The sequence below is a fragment of the Microbacterium limosum genome, assembly GCF_036324365.1.
Taxonomy (GTDB): Bacteria; Actinomycetota; Actinomycetes; order Actinomycetales; family Microbacteriaceae; genus Microbacterium; species Microbacterium limosum.
In genome coordinates, this window is record NZ_CP137080.1 from 2368012 (window position 1) to 2381754 (window position 13743).

The window sequence follows — 13743 nt, forward strand, 5'->3', positions numbered from 1 at the left end:
TCGACCGCCGTTACACGACGGGCGACCTGTGGTGGTGGTGTGCCCGGATGGGCGGGTTCAGGCCTGGGCGTTCGGGTCGCGGAACGGGAAGCCGAGGTGACGCAGCAGAGCACGACCCTCGTCATCCGACGTCGCGGTCGTCACGACCGTGATGTCGAAGCCGCGGACGCGATCGATCTTGTCCTGGTCGATCTCGTGGAAGACCGCCTGCTCCTGCAGACCGAACGTGTAGTTGCCGTGGCCGTCGAACTGCGTGGCCGACAGACCGCGGAAGTCGCGGATGCGGGGCAGCGCCAGCGAGATGAGGCGGTCGAGGAACTCCCACGCGCGGTCGCCGCGGAGGGTGACGTGCGCGCCGATGGCCTGGCCCTCGCGCAGCTTGAACTGCGCGATGGACTTGCGGGCCTTCGTCACGACGGGCTTCTGACCGGTGATCTTGGTGAGGTCGTCGACCGCACCATCGATCACCTTGCTGTCACGAGCGGCCTCGCCGACACCGGTGTTCACGACGACCTTGACCAGACCGGGGATCTGGTGGACGTTCGCGTACCCGAACTCCTCGCGCAGCTTCTGCTGGATCTCGGAGCGATACTTCTGCTTCAGGCGCGGCTGGATCTTGCCAGCCGGCGCGGCAGTGGACGTTGACATCAGAGGTCCTTACCTGACTTCTTCGCGTAGCGGACGCGCACGGTGCGCTTCTCGCCGTTCTTCACGACCTCCTCGACGCGGTGGCCGACGCGGGTCGGCTTCTTCGTCTCGGGGTCGACGATCGCGACGTTGGAGATGTGGATCGGGGCCTCGACGGTCTCGATTCCACCGGTCTTGGTTCCGCGCTGCGACTGGCCGACGCGCGTGTGCTTGGTGACGTAGTTCACGCCCTCCACCACGACGCGGTTGGTGCCGGGAACGACCTCGAGGACCTTCCCCTGCTTGCCGCGGTCGCCGCCGCGTTCGGGCTTGGCGCCCGAGATGACCTGAACGAGGTCACCCTTCTTGATCTTCGCCATGGGTTACAGCACCTCCGGGGCGAGCGAGACGATCTTCATGAATCGCTTGTCTCGCAGCTCACGGCCGACCGGTCCGAAGATGCGGGTGCCGCGGGGCTCCCCGTCGTTCTTCAGGATGACGGCGGCGTTCTCATCGAACTTGATGTAGGAGCCGTCCGAGCGACGCGTCTGCTTGACGGTGCGCACGACGACCGCCTTGACGACATCGCCCTTCTTGACGTTGCCGCCGGGGATCGCGTCCTTGACCGTGGCGACGATGACGTCGCCGAGGCCGGCGTAGCGACGGTTGGAGCCGCCGAGCACGCGGATCGTGAGCAGCTCCTTGGCGCCGCTGTTGTCGGCGACCTTGAGGCGGGATTCGTTCTGAATCATTGCTTACTTCGCCTTCTCGAGGATCTCCACCAGGCGCCAGCGCTTGGTCGCGCTCAGCGGGCGGGTCTCGTTGATGAGGACGAGGTCGCCGATGCCGGCGGTGTTGCCCTCGTCGTGCGCCTTGACCTTGGAGGTGCGACGGATGACCTTGCCGTAGAGGGGGTGCTTCACGCGGTCCTCGACCTCGACGACGATCGTCTTGTCCATCTTGTCGCTGACGACATAGCCGCGGCGGGACTTGCGGTACCCGCGGGCGCCGGCGTCACGGACGTCGTGCTCGGCGTGCTCGTGACCCGCGACCTGCTCTGCGGCGGTGTCGGCCTTCTTCGTGGTGGCCATCACTCAGCCTCTCCTTCGGCGGTGGCCGAGTCGTCCTCGGACTTCTTCGCCTTGCTCTTCTTGGCCTTCGTCGCCGTCTCCGCGGGAGCGGGCGTGGCACGGATGCCCAGCTCGCGCTCACGGATGACGGTGTAGAGCCGCGCGATGTCGCGCTTGACGGCGCGGATGCGGCCGTGGCTCTCGAGCTGGCCGGTGGCCGACTGGAAGCGCAGGTTGAACAGCTCTTCCTTGGCCTTGCGCAGCTCCTCGACGAGGCGCTGGTCTTCGAACGTGTCGAGCTCTGCCGGGGCGAGCTCCTTGGTGCCGATCGCCATTACGCGTCGCCCTCCTCGCGCTTGATGATGCGTGCCTTCAGGGGCAGCTTGTGAATGGCACGGGTCAGGGCCTCGCGAGCGAGTTGCTCGTTGACACCGGCGACCTCGAAGAGGACGCGACCCGGCTTGACGTTGGCGACCCACCACTCGGGGGAGCCCTTACCGGAACCCATGCGGGTCTCGGCGGGCTTCTTCGTGAGCGGACGGTCGGGGTAGATGTTGATCCACACCTTCCCGCCACGCTTGATGTGACGGGTCATCGCGATACGCGCCGACTCGATCTGGCGGTTGGTGACGTACGCGGGCGTGAGGGCCTGGATGCCGAACTCGCCGAACGACACCTTCGTGCCACCGGTCGCCTGCCCGTCCCGCTTGGGGTGGTGCTGCTTGCGGTACTTGACCTTGCGGGGGATGAGCATTACGCCGACACTCCTTCTGCGACGGGCGCCTCGCTGCGGGGGCCACGGCGACGGTCGCCGCGGTCATCACGACCGCGCGACTTGGGCGCGTTGGCCTGCTCGCGTGCGAGCTCCTTGTTGGTGAGGTCGCCCTTGTAGATCCAGACCTTCACGCCGATGCGGCCGAAGGTCGTCTTGGCCTCGTAGAAGCCGTAGTCGATGTTCGCGCGCAGCGTGTGCAGCGGCACACGACCCTCGCGGTAGAACTCCGAGCGGCTCATCTCGGCACCGCCGAGGCGGCCCGACACCTGGATGCGGACACCCTTGGCGCCGGCGCGCTGCGCGCCCTGCAGCCCCTTGCGCATCGCGCGTCGGAACGCCACGCGTGCGGAGAGCTGCTCGGCGACACCCTGCGCGACGAGCTGGGCGTCGGCCTCGGGGTTCTTCACCTCGAGGATGTTCAGCTGGATCTGCTTGCCGGTGAGCTTCTCGAGGTCGGCGCGGATGCGCTCGGCCTCGGCGCCGCGGCGGCCGATCACGATGCCGGGGCGGGCGGTGTGGATGTCGACGCGGACGCGGTCACGCGTGCGCTCGATCTCGATGTTGCTGACGCCCGCACGGTCGAGCGAGGTCTGCAGCATCTTGCGGATCTTGATGTCCTCGGCGACGTAGTCGGCGTAACGCTGACCCGGCTTCGTCGAGTCCGAGAACCACCGCGAGACGTGATCGGTCGTGATGCCGAGGCGGAAGCCGTACGGGTTTACCTTCTGTCCCATTACTTGCTCGCCTTCTTGGTCGGGGCGGCGGCCGCGTCAGCGACCTCGGGGGTCGACAGGACGACCGTGATGTGGCTCGTGCGCTTTTTGATCTGGAACGCGCGGCCCTGGGCGCGGGGCTGGAAACGCTTGAGCGTCGTGCCCTCGTCGACGTAGGCGTTCTTGACGAACAGACCCTGCTCGTCGAAGTACTCGCCGTCCTTGTCGGCCTTGACCCGTGCGTTGGCGATGGCCGACGCGACGAGCTTGTAGATCGGCTCGCTCGCACCCTGCGGTGCGAACTTCAGGATCGCGAGGGCCTCTTCGGCCTGCTTGCCCTTGATGAGCGCGACGACGCGACGAGCCTTCTGAGGGGTCACGCGGATGTGTCGCACGCGGGCGATGGACTCCACCATTTCTCTCTCCTCCTCGGTCGCCTTAGCGGCGACGGCCCTTCTTGTCGTCCTTCTCGTGACCGCGGAAGGTGCGGGTGGGCGCGAACTCGCCCAGCTTGTGGCCGACCATGGTCTCGGTCACGAACACGGGGATGTGCTTGCGACCGTCGTGGACGGCGATCGTGTGGCCGAGCATGGCCGGCACGATCATCGACCGGCGCGACCAGGTCTTGATGACGTTCTTCGAACCCGACTCGTTCTGAGCGGCGACCTTGCGAAGCAGGTGCTCGTCGACGAAGGGGCCCTTTTTGAGACTGCGTGGCATCTTCTGTTCCTACCTACTTGCGCTTCTTGCCGGCGTTGCGACGACGGACGATCAGCTTGTCGCTTTCCTTGTTGGCGTGGCGGGTGCGGCCCTCGGCCTGACCCCACGGCGACACGGGGTGGCGTCCACCGGACGTCTTGCCCTCACCACCACCGTGCGGGTGGTCGACCGGGTTCATCGCGACACCGCGGACCGTCGGGCGCACGCCCTTCCAGCGCTTGCGGCCGGCCTTGCCCCAGTTGATGTTGGACTGCTCGGCGTTGCCGACCTCGCCGACGGTCGCGCGGCAGCGCGCGTCGACGTTGCGGATCTCGCCCGAGGGCAGGCGCAGCTGGGCGTAGGGGCCGTCCTTTGCGACGAGACGCACCGACGCACCGGCCGAGCGCGCGATCTTCGCGCCGCCACCGGGGCGCAGCTCGATGGCGTGCACGACGGTACCGGTGGGGATGTTGCGCAGCGGCAGGTTGTTGCCGGGCTTGATGTCGGCGTTCGGGCCGGACTCGACGACGTCGCCCTGCGACAGCTTGTTCGGCGCCAGGATGTAGCGCTTCTCGCCGTCCACGTAGTGCAGAAGGGCGATGCGCGCCGTGCGGTTGGGGTCGTACTCGATGTGAGCGACCTTCGCGTCGATGCCGTCCTTGTCGTTGCGACGGAAGTCGATCAGGCGGTACTGGCGCTTGTGGCCACCACCGATGTGACGCGTCGTGATGCGACCCTGGTTGTTGCGACCACCGGTCTTGCTGAGCGGACGCAGCAGCGACTTCTCGGGCGTCGAACGCGTGATCTCGGCGAAGTCGGCGACCGACGAGCCGCGGCGACCGGGCGTCGTGGGCTTGTACTTGCGAATAGCCATGTTCTTAGTCCTCTATCCCGACCGTCAGCCGACAGCCGTGAAGATGTCGATGGTGCCCGACTTGAGGGTCACGATCGCGCGCTTGGTGTCCTTGCGCTTGCCGAGCCCGAACCGGGTGCGACGGGCCTTGCCGTTGCGGTTGGCGGTGTTGACCGCCGCGACCTTGACGCCGAAGATCTTCTCGACCGCGAACTTGATCTCGGTCTTGTTGGCGCGGGGGTCCACCAGGAAGGTGTACTTGCCCTCGTCGATCAGGCCGTAGCTCTTCTCGGAGACGACCGGCTTCAGGATGATGTCGCGCGGGTCCTTGTTCAGGGCGCTCATGCGGAGACCTCCTCGGTGGCCGACTTCGACGCGACGAAGGCGTCGTACGCGGCCTTGGTGAAGACGATGTCGTCGGAGACGAGCACGTCGTAGGCGTTGAGCTGGTCGAAGAACAGCACGTGCACGTACGCGAGGTTGCGCACGCTCTTGATGCTCAGCTCGTCGTCGCGGTGCAGGACGACCAGCACGTTCTTCGTGGGGGCGACCTGCGCGAGGTACGCCGCCGCCGCCTTGGTCGAGGGGGCGCCCTCGATGCCGAAGGACTCCACGATGTGCAGGCGCTGGCCCCGGGCGCGGTCGCTGAGCGCGCCCAGGAGGGCGGCCGCGATCATCTTCTTGGGGGTGCGCTGCGCGTAGTCGCGCGGCTTCGGACCGTGGACGATGCCACCGCCGGTCATGTGCGGCGCGCGGATCGAGCCCTGACGGGCGTTACCCGTGCCCTTCTGCTTGAAGGGCTTGCGGCCGGCACCGGAGACCTCGCCGCGACGCTTGGTCGAGTGCGTGCCCTGGCGGGCCGCGGCGCGCTGCGCGACGACGACCTGGTGGATCAGCGGGATGTTCGTCTTGACGTCGAACACCGAGGCGGGCAGCTCCACGGAGCCGGCCTTCTTGCCGTCGGTGCCACGGACATCGAGCGTGAGAGTCGAGTCAACCATGTGCTCAGGCGCCCTTCACTGCGTTGCGGACGTACACGATGCGACCGCGCGCACCGGGGACGGCGCCCTTGACGAGCAGCAGACCCTTCTCGGCGTCGATCGCGTGCACGGTGAGGTTCTGGACGGTCACGCGCTCGCCACCCATACGGCCGGCCATGCGCATGCCCTTGAAGACACGGCTCGGGGTCGACGAGGCGCCGATCGAGCCGGGCTTGCGGTGGTTGCGGTGCGCACCGTGCGAAGCGGAGACGCCCTTGAAGTTGTGGCGCTTCATGACACCCGCGGTGCCCTTGCCCTTGCTGGTGCCGACGACGTCGACCAGCTGGCCGGCCTCGAACACGCCGTCCACCGTGAGCTCCTGACCGAGTGAGTAGTCAGCGGCATCCGCGGTGCGCACCTCGGTGAGGTGACGGCGGGGGGTGACGCCCGCGGCCTCGAAGTGGGCCGTCAGGGGCTTGTTCACCTTGCGGGGGTCGATCTGGCCGTAGGCGATCTGAACGGCGTTGTAGCCGTCCTTCTCGGGCGTGCGCACCTGGGTCACGACGTTCGAGGCGAGCTCGATGACGGTGACGGGGATGAGCTTGCCCTCCTCGTTCCACACCTGGGTCATACCGAGCTTGGTGCCCAGCATGCCCTTCGAAATCTTGTTGTTGATGTCAGCCATGTCGTCCTCAGAGCTTGATCTCGATGTTGACGTCGGCCGGCAGATCGAGGCGCATCAGGGAGTCGACGGCCTTCGGCGTCGGGTCGATGATGTCGATCAGACGCTTGTGGGTGCGCATCTCGAAGTGCTCGCGGCTGTCCTTGTACTTGTGGGGGGAACGGATGACGCACACCACGTTCTTCTCCGTCGGAAGGGGCACGGGGCCCACGACGGTCGCTCCTGCACGGGTCACGGTGTCGACGATCTTGCGGGCCGAGCTGTCGAGCCCCGCGTGGTCGTACGACTTCAGGCGAATGCGGATCTTCTGTCCCGCCATTGTCTGCTCACTCTCTTTCTCGCGTCTTACGACACCGGTTCGGATGCCGGGCGCATTGGACGCACGGTGGCGCTCTCGCGCCGGGCACTTCGCCGCCGCCCGGAGGCGACGTGTTGCTGCACCGCTGTTCTGCTGTCAGCCCGGGAGCTCGATGCTCCCGGCATCCGCACGATCGCTCCGCACGCGCGCAGGGCACTCGGACGGAGCGATGATGGGATGTGTCGTTCTGCTGCCCGCGGCCTAGGTTCGACATCGGGGCCTGGGCCCTGCGATGCGTCCTATGCACTGCCCTGGCAGTGATCCGGTGCGCGCATACGCGGCCCCCGGAGTGTGGAACCTGACTAGTCTACGTGACGCCCGGGCGTGTCGCAAACCCGGGCGTGTTGCAGAGAGAAGGGCGGTGCCCCAAGCCACCGCCCCCTCCCCGCCCGCCGCGCGGCGGAACTCTGCGTCAGCCCGCGCCGCGTATGCGAGGCGGACCGTCGATCGGTGGGAGGGCCCCGGAGGAGATGCGGCCGCGCGTGCGCGTCGAGTCCGCGGGAGCGGCGCGACCAGGACGACGGGAGCACGGGGTCACCACCGCGGATGCACCGCACCGGGTGCCACGCGTCGTGGTCGATCCTGTCCCCATCAATGCATCCCCACATGCATCTCACCGGCGGCGCCCTGCGCCCACCGGACCGCGACCCCCGTCGCGGGTTCGCGGGCCGGGCCCGCATACGCCGCGTCCCCCACGGCGCGTGCCCATCCTGGCACAGCGGCCACCACGACGGAAGGGCGAGTGCGCATGAGCGACCGCAACCCTCCCGTAACGTGATGCCCGCTAGCATGTGGACATGCTGGGGGCAGATGGGGATCAGGGGACGAGCTCTGCGCACGCGCGGGAGCACGAGGCGTCGGGGGGTCACCGGCCGCACCGCCGCGCGTGGGTCGCACCCGTCGCGGCATCGGGCGGGGCCGTCCTCGTCGGCGGTGCGATATGGCTGCTCGCTCCCCTCGCGGTGGCGGCGCAATCGGAGCCCGCCCCGACCGTGACATCCCTCGTCCCGCTCATCACCTCGACGGTTCCGGCCGGCACCTCGGCCGTGCTGGCCGGGCCCGGCATCGACCCGACGGGCGCGACCGTCTCGACCGACGGCGTCAGGGCGTTCATCGCGAGCCTGCCCGCGGAGGGCGTGCGCACCGTCGAGGTGCCCTCCGGGTCGGTGATCCGCCTGGACGGCACGATCGAGATCCCCGGCAACACCATCCTGCGCGGGGGCGGGGAGCTGCGCTGGACCGAGGGGATCTCGGAGAGCGCGGCCCTGAGCGTCGTCGGCGACAACGTCGAGATCTCGGGCGTGACGATGACGAATCCGAACGAGCTCGGGAGCGCGGAGGGCGACCGCAACTACGGGATCGAGATCAAGGCGTCCGATGTTCGCGTGATCGGCAATCACATCGAGCGATTCCAGAACGGCATCGCCGTGCGGTACGGCGGCGAGTTCCACGACATCGTCATCTCCGGCAATCGGGTGAAGGACGTCATCGGCGTCGGCGCCGGGCCGGACTCGCGGGAGAACCGGGGCGAGGATCGCGGCGACGGGATCGTCGTGTGGGGGGCGCAGGCCACCGTGACCGGGAACATCGTCAACGCGAAGCCCGGCACCGACGCCCGCGTGGGCATCCACACCGAGAGCATCACCCTCGGCAACACCGAGGACGCCCCTCACACCGCGTCGATGGTCGCGATCACGGGCAACGTCGTCTACGGGCAGTTCCGCCGCTCGATCGTGAGCGAGAACGTCGCCCACACCACCATCACGGGCAACACCGTGGCGGATGCCACGTGGTGGGGCATCGCCGTGATCCTCCGCTCGCACGACAGCGTCGTGGCGGACAACACGATCCTGTACACGCGCACCGCCGCCGACGGCCAGGGGCAGAACTACGACCCTCGCAGGGCACCGATCATGATCTACGGGGGCGTGGAGCGCGCGCAGATCAGCGGCAACTCGCTCGTCGTGAAACCGGGCGCCGAGGCACGCGCGTTCATCGTCATCCAGGGCGAGGGCGATCAGGCCCCCGCGGACATCACGGTCGACGGCAACACGGGATTCAACGACGAGGGCACGGTGACGGACGGCATCGCGACGGTCGGCACGACATCCGGCGTCCGGGTGACGGACAACCGGCTCGAGGGCTTCTCATCGGCGGGCGTCTCGCTCTCGCGCACGAGCGACTATCTCGTCGACCGGAACGAGCTCTCCGGCGCCGGCGCGGCCGTCGGCGTGCGCATCGAGGACAGCTCGGGATGGGGCAGGGTGACCGGCAACATCACCACCGGCGTCGGGAGCGCGGTCGAGGCGCCCGACGGCGCGGACGTATCGGGCAATCTCGCCCCCTGATCCCGCGCCCGGGCGCGATGCCGCGACGACACGACGAAGGGGCCGGGCCCGAAGGCCCGACCCCTGTCGGTGCGGATGCCGAGGCATCCGGCGTGAATCAGATCACTTGATGATCTTGGTCACCGTTCCGGCGCCGACGGTGCGGCCACCCTCACGGATCGCGAAGCCGAGGCCCTCTTCCATGGCGATGGGCTGGATCAGCTCCACCGTCATGTCCGTGGTGTCGCCGGGCATGACCATCTCGGTGCCCTCGGGCAGCGAGATGACGCCGGTGACGTCCGTGGTGCGGAAGTAGAACTGCGGGCGGTAGTTCGTGTAGAAGGGGTTGTGACGGCCACCCTCCTCCTTGGACAGGATGTACGCCGTGCCCTCGAAGTTGGTGTGGGGCGTGACCGAACCCGGCTTCACGACGACCTGGCCGCGCTCGACGTCGTCGCGCTTGAGACCACGCAGGAGCAGACCGCAGTTCTCGCCGGCCCAGGCCTCGTCGAGCTGCTTGTGGAACATCTCGATACCCGTGACCGTCGTCTTCTGCGTCGGGCGGATGCCGACGATCTCGACCTCGGAGTTGATGCCCAGCGTGCCGCGCTCGGCGCGACCCGTCACGACCGTGCCACGACCGGTGATCGTGAAGACGTCCTCGATCGGCATGAGGAACGGCTTGTCCTTGTCACGCACGGGGTCGGGGATCGACTCGTCGGCGGCGTCCATCAGGTCGAGGATCGACTGGACCCACTTCTCGTCGCCCTCGAGAGCCTTCAGGCCCGAGACGCGGACGACCGGAGCGTCGTCGCCGGGGAAGCCCTGGCTCGACAGCAGCTCGCGGACCTCGAGCTCGACGAGCTCCAGGATCTCCTCGTCGTCGACCATGTCGGCCTTGTTCAGCGCGACCATGAGGTAGGGCACGCCGACCTGCTTGGCGAGCAGAACGTGCTCACGCGTCTGGGCCATCGGGCCGTCGGTGGCGGCGACCACGAGGATCGCGCCGTCCATCTGGGCAGCACCGGTGATCATGTTCTTGATGTAGTCGGCGTGACCCGGGGCGTCGACGTGCGCGTAGTGACGCTTGGGGGTCTCGTACTCGACGTGCGAGATGTTGATCGTGATGCCGCGCTGACGCTCCTCGGGAGCCGAGTCGATCGACGCGAAGTCGCGCTGAACGTTGGTGGCCGACGGGTACTTGTCGGCGAGCACCTTCGAGATCGCGGCGGTGAGCGTGGTCTTGCCGTGGTCGACGTGACCGATCGTTCCGATGTTCACGTGCGGCTTGGTCCGCTCGAACTTGGCCTTAGCCACTGGGTCCTCCTCAGGACTGTCGTGTAGAAGCCCCGGTCGCTGGATTGCGACCGGCTCTCTACGGGGATGGTTCTCAGTCTAGTTATGAAGTTGTAGAAACCGAATGCCGAGGCATCCGACGCGGGTTACTCGCCCTTGTTCTTCTGGACGATCTCGTCGGCCACGGCGCGCGGGACCTCGGCGTAGCTGTCGAACTCCATGGAGTAGACGGCGCGGCCGGAAGTCTTCGAGCGCAGGTCGCCGATGTAGCCGAACATCTCGGACAGCGGGACGTTCGCCCGCACGACCTTGACGCCCGCAGCATCCTCCATCGACTGGATCTGTCCGCGGCGGCTGTTGAGGTCACCGATGACGTCGCCCATGTACTCCTCGGGAGTACGCACCTCGACCGACATGATCGGTTCGAGGATGACCGGACTCGCCTTGCGGACGGCCTCCTTGAAGCCCATCGAACCGGCGATCTTGAACGCCATTTCAGACGAGTCGACATCGTGCGACGCACCATCGAGCAGGATCGCCTTGACACCCACCATGGGGTAGCCGGCGAGAACGCCGACGTTCATGGCGTCCTGGAAGCCCTGATCGACCGGCGCGATGTACTCGCGCGGGATTCGTCCGCCCGAGACCTTGTTGACGAACTCGTACGTGGTCTCGGCCGTGACTTCGAGCGGCTCGAGCGCGAACTGGATCTTCGCGAACTGACCCGAACCACCGGTCTGCTTCTTGTGGGTGTAGTCGTGACGCTCGACGGCCTTCTTGATCGTCTCGCGGTACGCCACCTGCGGCTTTCCGACGTTGGCCTCGACCTTGAACTCGCGCTTCATGCGGTCGACGAGGATGTCGAGGTGCAGCTCGCCCATGCCCTTGATGACCGTCTGGCCCGTCTCGGCGTTCTGCTCGACGCGGAACGTCGGGTCCTCTTCGGCGAGCTTCTGGATCGCGGTGCCGAGCTTCTCCTGGTCGGCCTTGGTCTTCGGCTCGATGGCGACCTCGATGACCGGCTCGGGGAACGTCATCGACTCGAGCACGACCTGGTGGTTCGCGTCCGAGAGCGTGTCGCCCGTCGTCGTGTCCTTGAGACCGATCACGGCGTAGATGTGACCCGCGGTGACCGAGTCGACCGGCATCTCCTTGTTGGCGTGCATCTGGAAGATCTTCCCGATGCGCTCCTTCTTGCCCTTGGTGGCGTTGACCACCTGGGCGCCCGAGTCGAGGTGACCCGAGTAGACGCGGATGTAGGTCAGGCGACCGAAGAACGGGTGCGTGACGATCTTGAACGCCAGGGCCGCGAACGGCTCCTTGCTGTCGGCGTGACGCTCGATGATCTTCTCTTCGTCCTTCGGGTCGCGCGCCTCGATGGCGGGGACGTCGAGGGGCGAGGGGAGGTAGTCGACGACCGCGTCGAGCATGGGCTGGACGCCGCGGTTCTTGAACGCGGAACCGCAGAGCACCGGGTAGACCTCGGACGCGATCGTCATCTTGCGGATGGCGCCCTTGATCTCGTCGGTGGTGAGCTCTTCGCCGCCGAAGTACTTCTCGAGCAGCACCTCGTCGGACTCGGCGACCGTCTCGAGAAGCTTCTCGCGGTACTCGGCGGCCTTGTCGGCGAGGTCGGCCGGGATCTCCTGGATCTCGTACTTGGCGCCCATGGTGACGTCACCCTTGGCATCGCCGGGCCATACCAGCGCACGCATGTAGACCAGGTCGACGACGCCGACGAAGTCGTTCTCGGCGCCGATCGGGATCTGCAGCACGAGCGGCTTGGCCTTCAGCCGGTTGATGATCGTGTCGACCGTGAAGTAGAAGTCGGCGCCGAGCTTGTCCATCTTGTTGACGAAGCAGATGCGGGGCACGTCGTACTTGTCGGCCTGACGCCACACGGTCTCGGACTGGGGCTCGACACCCTCCTTGCCATCGAAGACGGCGACAGCACCGTCGAGAACGCGGAGCGAACGCTCCACCTCGACCGTGAAGTCCACGTGTCCGGGGGTGTCGATGATGTTGATCTGGTTCTTCTCCCAGAAGCACGTGACCGCCGCAGAGGTGATCGTGATGCCACGCTCCTGCTCCTGCTCCATCCAGTCGGTCGTCGCCGCGCCGTCGTGCGTTTCGCCGATCTTGTGGTTGACGCCCGTGTAGAACAGGATGCGCTCGGTGGTCGTCGTCTTGCCAGCATCGATGTGGGCCATGATGCCGATGTTGCGGACCTTGTTGAGGTCGGTGAGCACGTCTTGTGCCACGGGTGCGTTTCCTTACGTGAGGTGACGGGATGTCGCGGGTTCCGCCGGCCGGAACCGGTGGTCCCGGCCGGCGGAGTGGATGCTGATTACCAGCGGTAGTGCGCGAAGGCGCGGTTCGACTCGGCCATCTTGTGGGTGTCTTCGCGGCGCTTGACCGCGGCACCCAGGCCGTTCGAGGCGTCGAGGATCTCGTTCTGCAGACGCTCGGTCATCGTCTTCTCACGACGACCCTTCGCGTAGCTGACCAGCCAGCGCAGCGCGAGGGTGTTCGCGCGGTGCGGCTTGACCTCGACCGGCACCTGGTAGGTCGAGCCGCCGACGCGGCGGCTGCGGACCTCGAGGGTGGGGCGGACGTTGTCGAGCGCCTTCTTGAGCGTCGCGACCGCGTCCTGGCTGTTCTTCGCCTCGACGCCCGCGAGGGCGTTGTAGACGATCGACTCGGCGAGGGACTTCTTGCCGTCGACGAGGATCTTGTTGACGAGCTGGGTGACGATGGGGGCGCCGTAGACCGGGTCGTTGACGACGGGGCGCTTCGGGGCAGGACCCTTACGAGGCATGGTTCTCAGCCCTTCTTCGCGCCGTAGCGGCTGCGAGCCTGCTTACGGTTCTTCACGGCCTGGGTGTCCAGGGCGCCACGGACGATCTTGTAACGCACGCCGGGCAGGTCCTTCACACGACCGCCACGCACGAGCACCATCGAGTGCTCCTGCAGGTTGTGGCCCTCGCCGGGGATGTAGGCGGTGACCTCGGTGCCGTTCGAGAGCTTGACACGGGCGACCTTGCGCATCGCCGAGTTCGGCTTCTTGGGCGTCGTGGTGTACACACGGGTGCACACGCCGCGCTGCTGCGGGTTGGCCTTCAGGGCGGGAGCCTTGGTCTTGGTGACCTTCGGCGAGCGACCCTTCCGGACCAACTGCTGAATGGTTGGCACTGGTTGTTCTCCTTCATGCTGCACGGTGACAGCGTTCGTGTTCTCTCCCGGGCATCCGGATATCGGTCCGGCCGGCCCGGGTCACGTAGACCCGCTCCCGCGCCAGAGGGCTGTCGCGATCGAGGGGGTATGCCGTGGGGGTGACCTGTTCGCAGGTCGTTCCCTGAGATG

Annotated in this window: 19 protein-coding genes; 1 reads left to right on the plus strand and 18 read right to left on the minus strand. The window is 67.0% G+C overall.

Annotated elements, in window-relative coordinates; genetic code table 11:
• Positions 1 to 57: 57 nt before the first annotated feature.
• From rplE to rpsJ, 14 genes are read right to left on the minus strand one after another with little or no spacing between them, the layout of a single operon-like run.
• A complete protein-coding gene (gene rplE, locus RYJ27_RS11460; RefSeq protein WP_330170429.1) occupies positions 58 to 648 on the minus strand; it encodes a 50S ribosomal protein L5 in 591 nt (196 codons plus the stop codon).
• Positions 648 to 1007 (minus strand): 50S ribosomal protein L24, encoded by a 360-nt coding sequence (gene rplX, locus RYJ27_RS11465; RefSeq protein ID WP_330170430.1) that lies wholly within the window; start codon positions 1005 to 1007, stop codon positions 648 to 650. The genes rplE and rplX overlap by 1 nt, the downstream gene beginning before the upstream one ends.
• Positions 1008 to 1010: 3 nt before the next feature.
• The gene (gene rplN, locus RYJ27_RS11470) at positions 1011 to 1379 is read right to left on the minus strand and encodes a 50S ribosomal protein L14 (protein WP_330170431.1); all 369 of its coding nucleotides are present in this window, start codon (positions 1377 to 1379) and stop codon (positions 1011 to 1013) included.
• A 3-nt stretch (positions 1380 to 1382) separates the two neighbouring features.
• Entirely contained in the window at positions 1383 to 1718 is a 336-nt protein-coding gene (rpsQ, locus tag RYJ27_RS11475; RefSeq protein WP_330172054.1) for a 30S ribosomal protein S17, read from the minus strand.
• Positions 1718 to 2032: a 50S ribosomal protein L29 gene (gene rpmC, locus RYJ27_RS11480; protein ID WP_330170432.1), complete on the minus strand. Its 315-nt coding sequence runs from the start codon at positions 2030 to 2032 to the stop codon at positions 1718 to 1720. Before rpmC ends, rpsQ begins: the two co-directional genes overlap by 1 nt.
• Positions 2032 to 2451 carry a 50S ribosomal protein L16 gene (gene rplP / locus RYJ27_RS11485; RefSeq protein WP_067354305.1) on the minus strand — a complete coding sequence of 140 codons (420 nt, stop codon included), beginning with the start codon at positions 2449 to 2451 and terminating at the stop codon, positions 2032 to 2034. The genes rpmC and rplP overlap by 1 nt, the downstream gene beginning before the upstream one ends.
• Entirely contained in the window at positions 2451 to 3206 is a 756-nt protein-coding gene (gene rpsC, locus RYJ27_RS11490; RefSeq protein WP_330170433.1) for a 30S ribosomal protein S3, read from the minus strand. The genes rplP and rpsC overlap by 1 nt, the downstream gene beginning before the upstream one ends.
• Complete coding sequence (gene rplV / locus RYJ27_RS11495) at positions 3206 to 3601, minus strand: 50S ribosomal protein L22 (RefSeq protein ID WP_330170434.1); 396 nt, start codon at positions 3599 to 3601, stop codon at positions 3206 to 3208. The genes rpsC and rplV overlap by 1 nt, the downstream gene beginning before the upstream one ends.
• Before the next feature lie 22 nt (positions 3602 to 3623).
• A complete protein-coding gene (gene rpsS, locus RYJ27_RS11500; protein ID WP_330170435.1) occupies positions 3624 to 3905 on the minus strand; it encodes a 30S ribosomal protein S19 in 282 nt (93 codons plus the stop codon).
• Positions 3906 to 3918: 13 nt separating this feature from the next.
• On the minus strand, positions 3919 to 4758 hold the full coding sequence (gene rplB / locus RYJ27_RS11505; RefSeq protein WP_330170436.1) for a 50S ribosomal protein L2: 840 nt from the start codon (positions 4756 to 4758) through the stop codon (positions 3919 to 3921).
• Positions 4759 to 4782: 24 nt separating this feature from the next.
• Complete coding sequence (gene rplW / locus RYJ27_RS11510) at positions 4783 to 5082, minus strand: 50S ribosomal protein L23 (RefSeq protein WP_330170437.1); 300 nt, start codon at positions 5080 to 5082, stop codon at positions 4783 to 4785.
• Positions 5079 to 5738 carry a 50S ribosomal protein L4 gene (gene rplD, locus RYJ27_RS11515; protein ID WP_330170438.1) on the minus strand — a complete coding sequence of 220 codons (660 nt, stop codon included), beginning with the start codon at positions 5736 to 5738 and terminating at the stop codon, positions 5079 to 5081. Before rplD ends, rplW begins: the two co-directional genes overlap by 4 nt.
• A gap of 4 nt (positions 5739 to 5742) precedes the next feature.
• Complete coding sequence (gene rplC / locus RYJ27_RS11520; protein ID WP_330170439.1) at positions 5743 to 6402, minus strand: 50S ribosomal protein L3; 660 nt, start codon at positions 6400 to 6402, stop codon at positions 5743 to 5745.
• Between the two features lie 7 nt (positions 6403 to 6409).
• The gene (gene rpsJ / locus RYJ27_RS11525; RefSeq protein ID WP_013584016.1) at positions 6410 to 6718 is read right to left on the minus strand and encodes a 30S ribosomal protein S10; all 309 of its coding nucleotides are present in this window, start codon (positions 6716 to 6718) and stop codon (positions 6410 to 6412) included.
• An 836-nt stretch (positions 6719 to 7554) separates the two neighbouring features.
• Between rpsJ and RYJ27_RS11530 the strand changes: the two genes are divergently transcribed.
• Positions 7555 to 9105 (plus strand): NosD domain-containing protein, encoded by a 1551-nt coding sequence (locus RYJ27_RS11530; protein ID WP_330170440.1) that lies wholly within the window; start codon positions 7555 to 7557, stop codon positions 9103 to 9105.
• A 102-nt stretch (positions 9106 to 9207) separates the two neighbouring features.
• On the opposite strand, the gene tuf is transcribed toward RYJ27_RS11530, so the two are convergent.
• The 4 genes from tuf to rpsL all read right to left on the minus strand — a co-directional run bounded on the left by tuf (position 9208) and on the right by rpsL (position 13572).
• Positions 9208 to 10401 carry an elongation factor Tu gene (gene tuf / locus RYJ27_RS11535; protein ID WP_330170441.1) on the minus strand — a complete coding sequence of 398 codons (1194 nt, stop codon included), beginning with the start codon at positions 10399 to 10401 and terminating at the stop codon, positions 9208 to 9210.
• Positions 10402 to 10526: 125 nt separating this feature from the next.
• Positions 10527 to 12641 (minus strand): elongation factor G, encoded by a 2115-nt coding sequence (fusA, locus tag RYJ27_RS11540; RefSeq protein ID WP_330170442.1) that lies wholly within the window; start codon positions 12639 to 12641, stop codon positions 10527 to 10529.
• 86 nt (positions 12642 to 12727) lie between these two features.
• Positions 12728 to 13198 carry a 30S ribosomal protein S7 gene (rpsG, locus tag RYJ27_RS11545; protein ID WP_100809897.1) on the minus strand — a complete coding sequence of 157 codons (471 nt, stop codon included), beginning with the start codon at positions 13196 to 13198 and terminating at the stop codon, positions 12728 to 12730.
• A gap of 5 nt (positions 13199 to 13203) precedes the next feature.
• Positions 13204 to 13572, minus strand: a complete 369-nt coding sequence (rpsL, locus tag RYJ27_RS11550) for a 30S ribosomal protein S12 (RefSeq protein ID WP_292812855.1) — start codon at positions 13570 to 13572, stop codon at positions 13204 to 13206.
• Between the last annotated feature and the right edge of the window lie 171 nt (positions 13573 to 13743).

Bases quoted from the DNA above. Each gene is read 5' to 3' on its own strand.
- rpmC (WP_330170432.1), bottom strand. From the start codon at position 2,032: ATGGCGATCGGCACCAAGGAGCTCGCCCCGGCAGAGCTCGACACGTTC.
- rplP (WP_067354305.1), bottom strand. From the start codon at position 2,451: ATGCTCATCCCCCGCAAGGTCAAGTACCGCAAGCAGCACCACCCCAAG.
- rpsQ (WP_330172054.1), bottom strand. From the start codon at position 1,718: ATGGCCACCACGAAGAAGGCCGACACCGCCGCAGAGCAGGTCGCGGGT.
- rplN (WP_330170431.1), bottom strand. From the start codon at position 1,379: ATGATTCAGAACGAATCCCGCCTCAAGGTCGCCGACAACAGCGGCGCC.
- rplX (WP_330170430.1), bottom strand. From the start codon at position 1,007: ATGGCGAAGATCAAGAAGGGTGACCTCGTTCAGGTCATCTCGGGCGCC.
- rplC (WP_330170439.1), bottom strand. From the start codon at position 6,402: ATGGCTGACATCAACAACAAGATTTCGAAGGGCATGCTGGGCACCAAG.
- rplW (WP_330170437.1), bottom strand. From the start codon at position 5,082: ATGAGCGCCCTGAACAAGGACCCGCGCGACATCATCCTGAAGCCGGTC.
- rplV (WP_330170434.1), bottom strand. From the start codon at position 3,601: ATGGTGGAGTCCATCGCCCGCGTGCGACACATCCGCGTGACCCCTCAG.
- rpsJ (WP_013584016.1), bottom strand. From the start codon at position 6,718: ATGGCGGGACAGAAGATCCGCATTCGCCTGAAGTCGTACGACCACGCG.
- rpsG (WP_100809897.1), bottom strand. From the start codon at position 13,198: ATGCCTCGTAAGGGTCCTGCCCCGAAGCGCCCCGTCGTCAACGACCCG.
- rpsS (WP_330170435.1), bottom strand. From the start codon at position 3,905: ATGCCACGCAGTCTCAAAAAGGGCCCCTTCGTCGACGAGCACCTGCTT.
- rplD (WP_330170438.1), bottom strand. From the start codon at position 5,738: ATGGTTGACTCGACTCTCACGCTCGATGTCCGTGGCACCGACGGCAAG.
- rplB (WP_330170436.1), bottom strand. From the start codon at position 4,758: ATGGCTATTCGCAAGTACAAGCCCACGACGCCCGGTCGCCGCGGCTCG.
- rpsC (WP_330170433.1), bottom strand. From the start codon at position 3,206: ATGGGACAGAAGGTAAACCCGTACGGCTTCCGCCTCGGCATCACGACC.
- rplE (WP_330170429.1), bottom strand. From the start codon at position 648: ATGTCAACGTCCACTGCCGCGCCGGCTGGCAAGATCCAGCCGCGCCTG.
- RYJ27_RS11530 (WP_330170440.1), top strand. From the start codon at position 7,555: ATGCTGGGGGCAGATGGGGATCAGGGGACGAGCTCTGCGCACGCGCGG.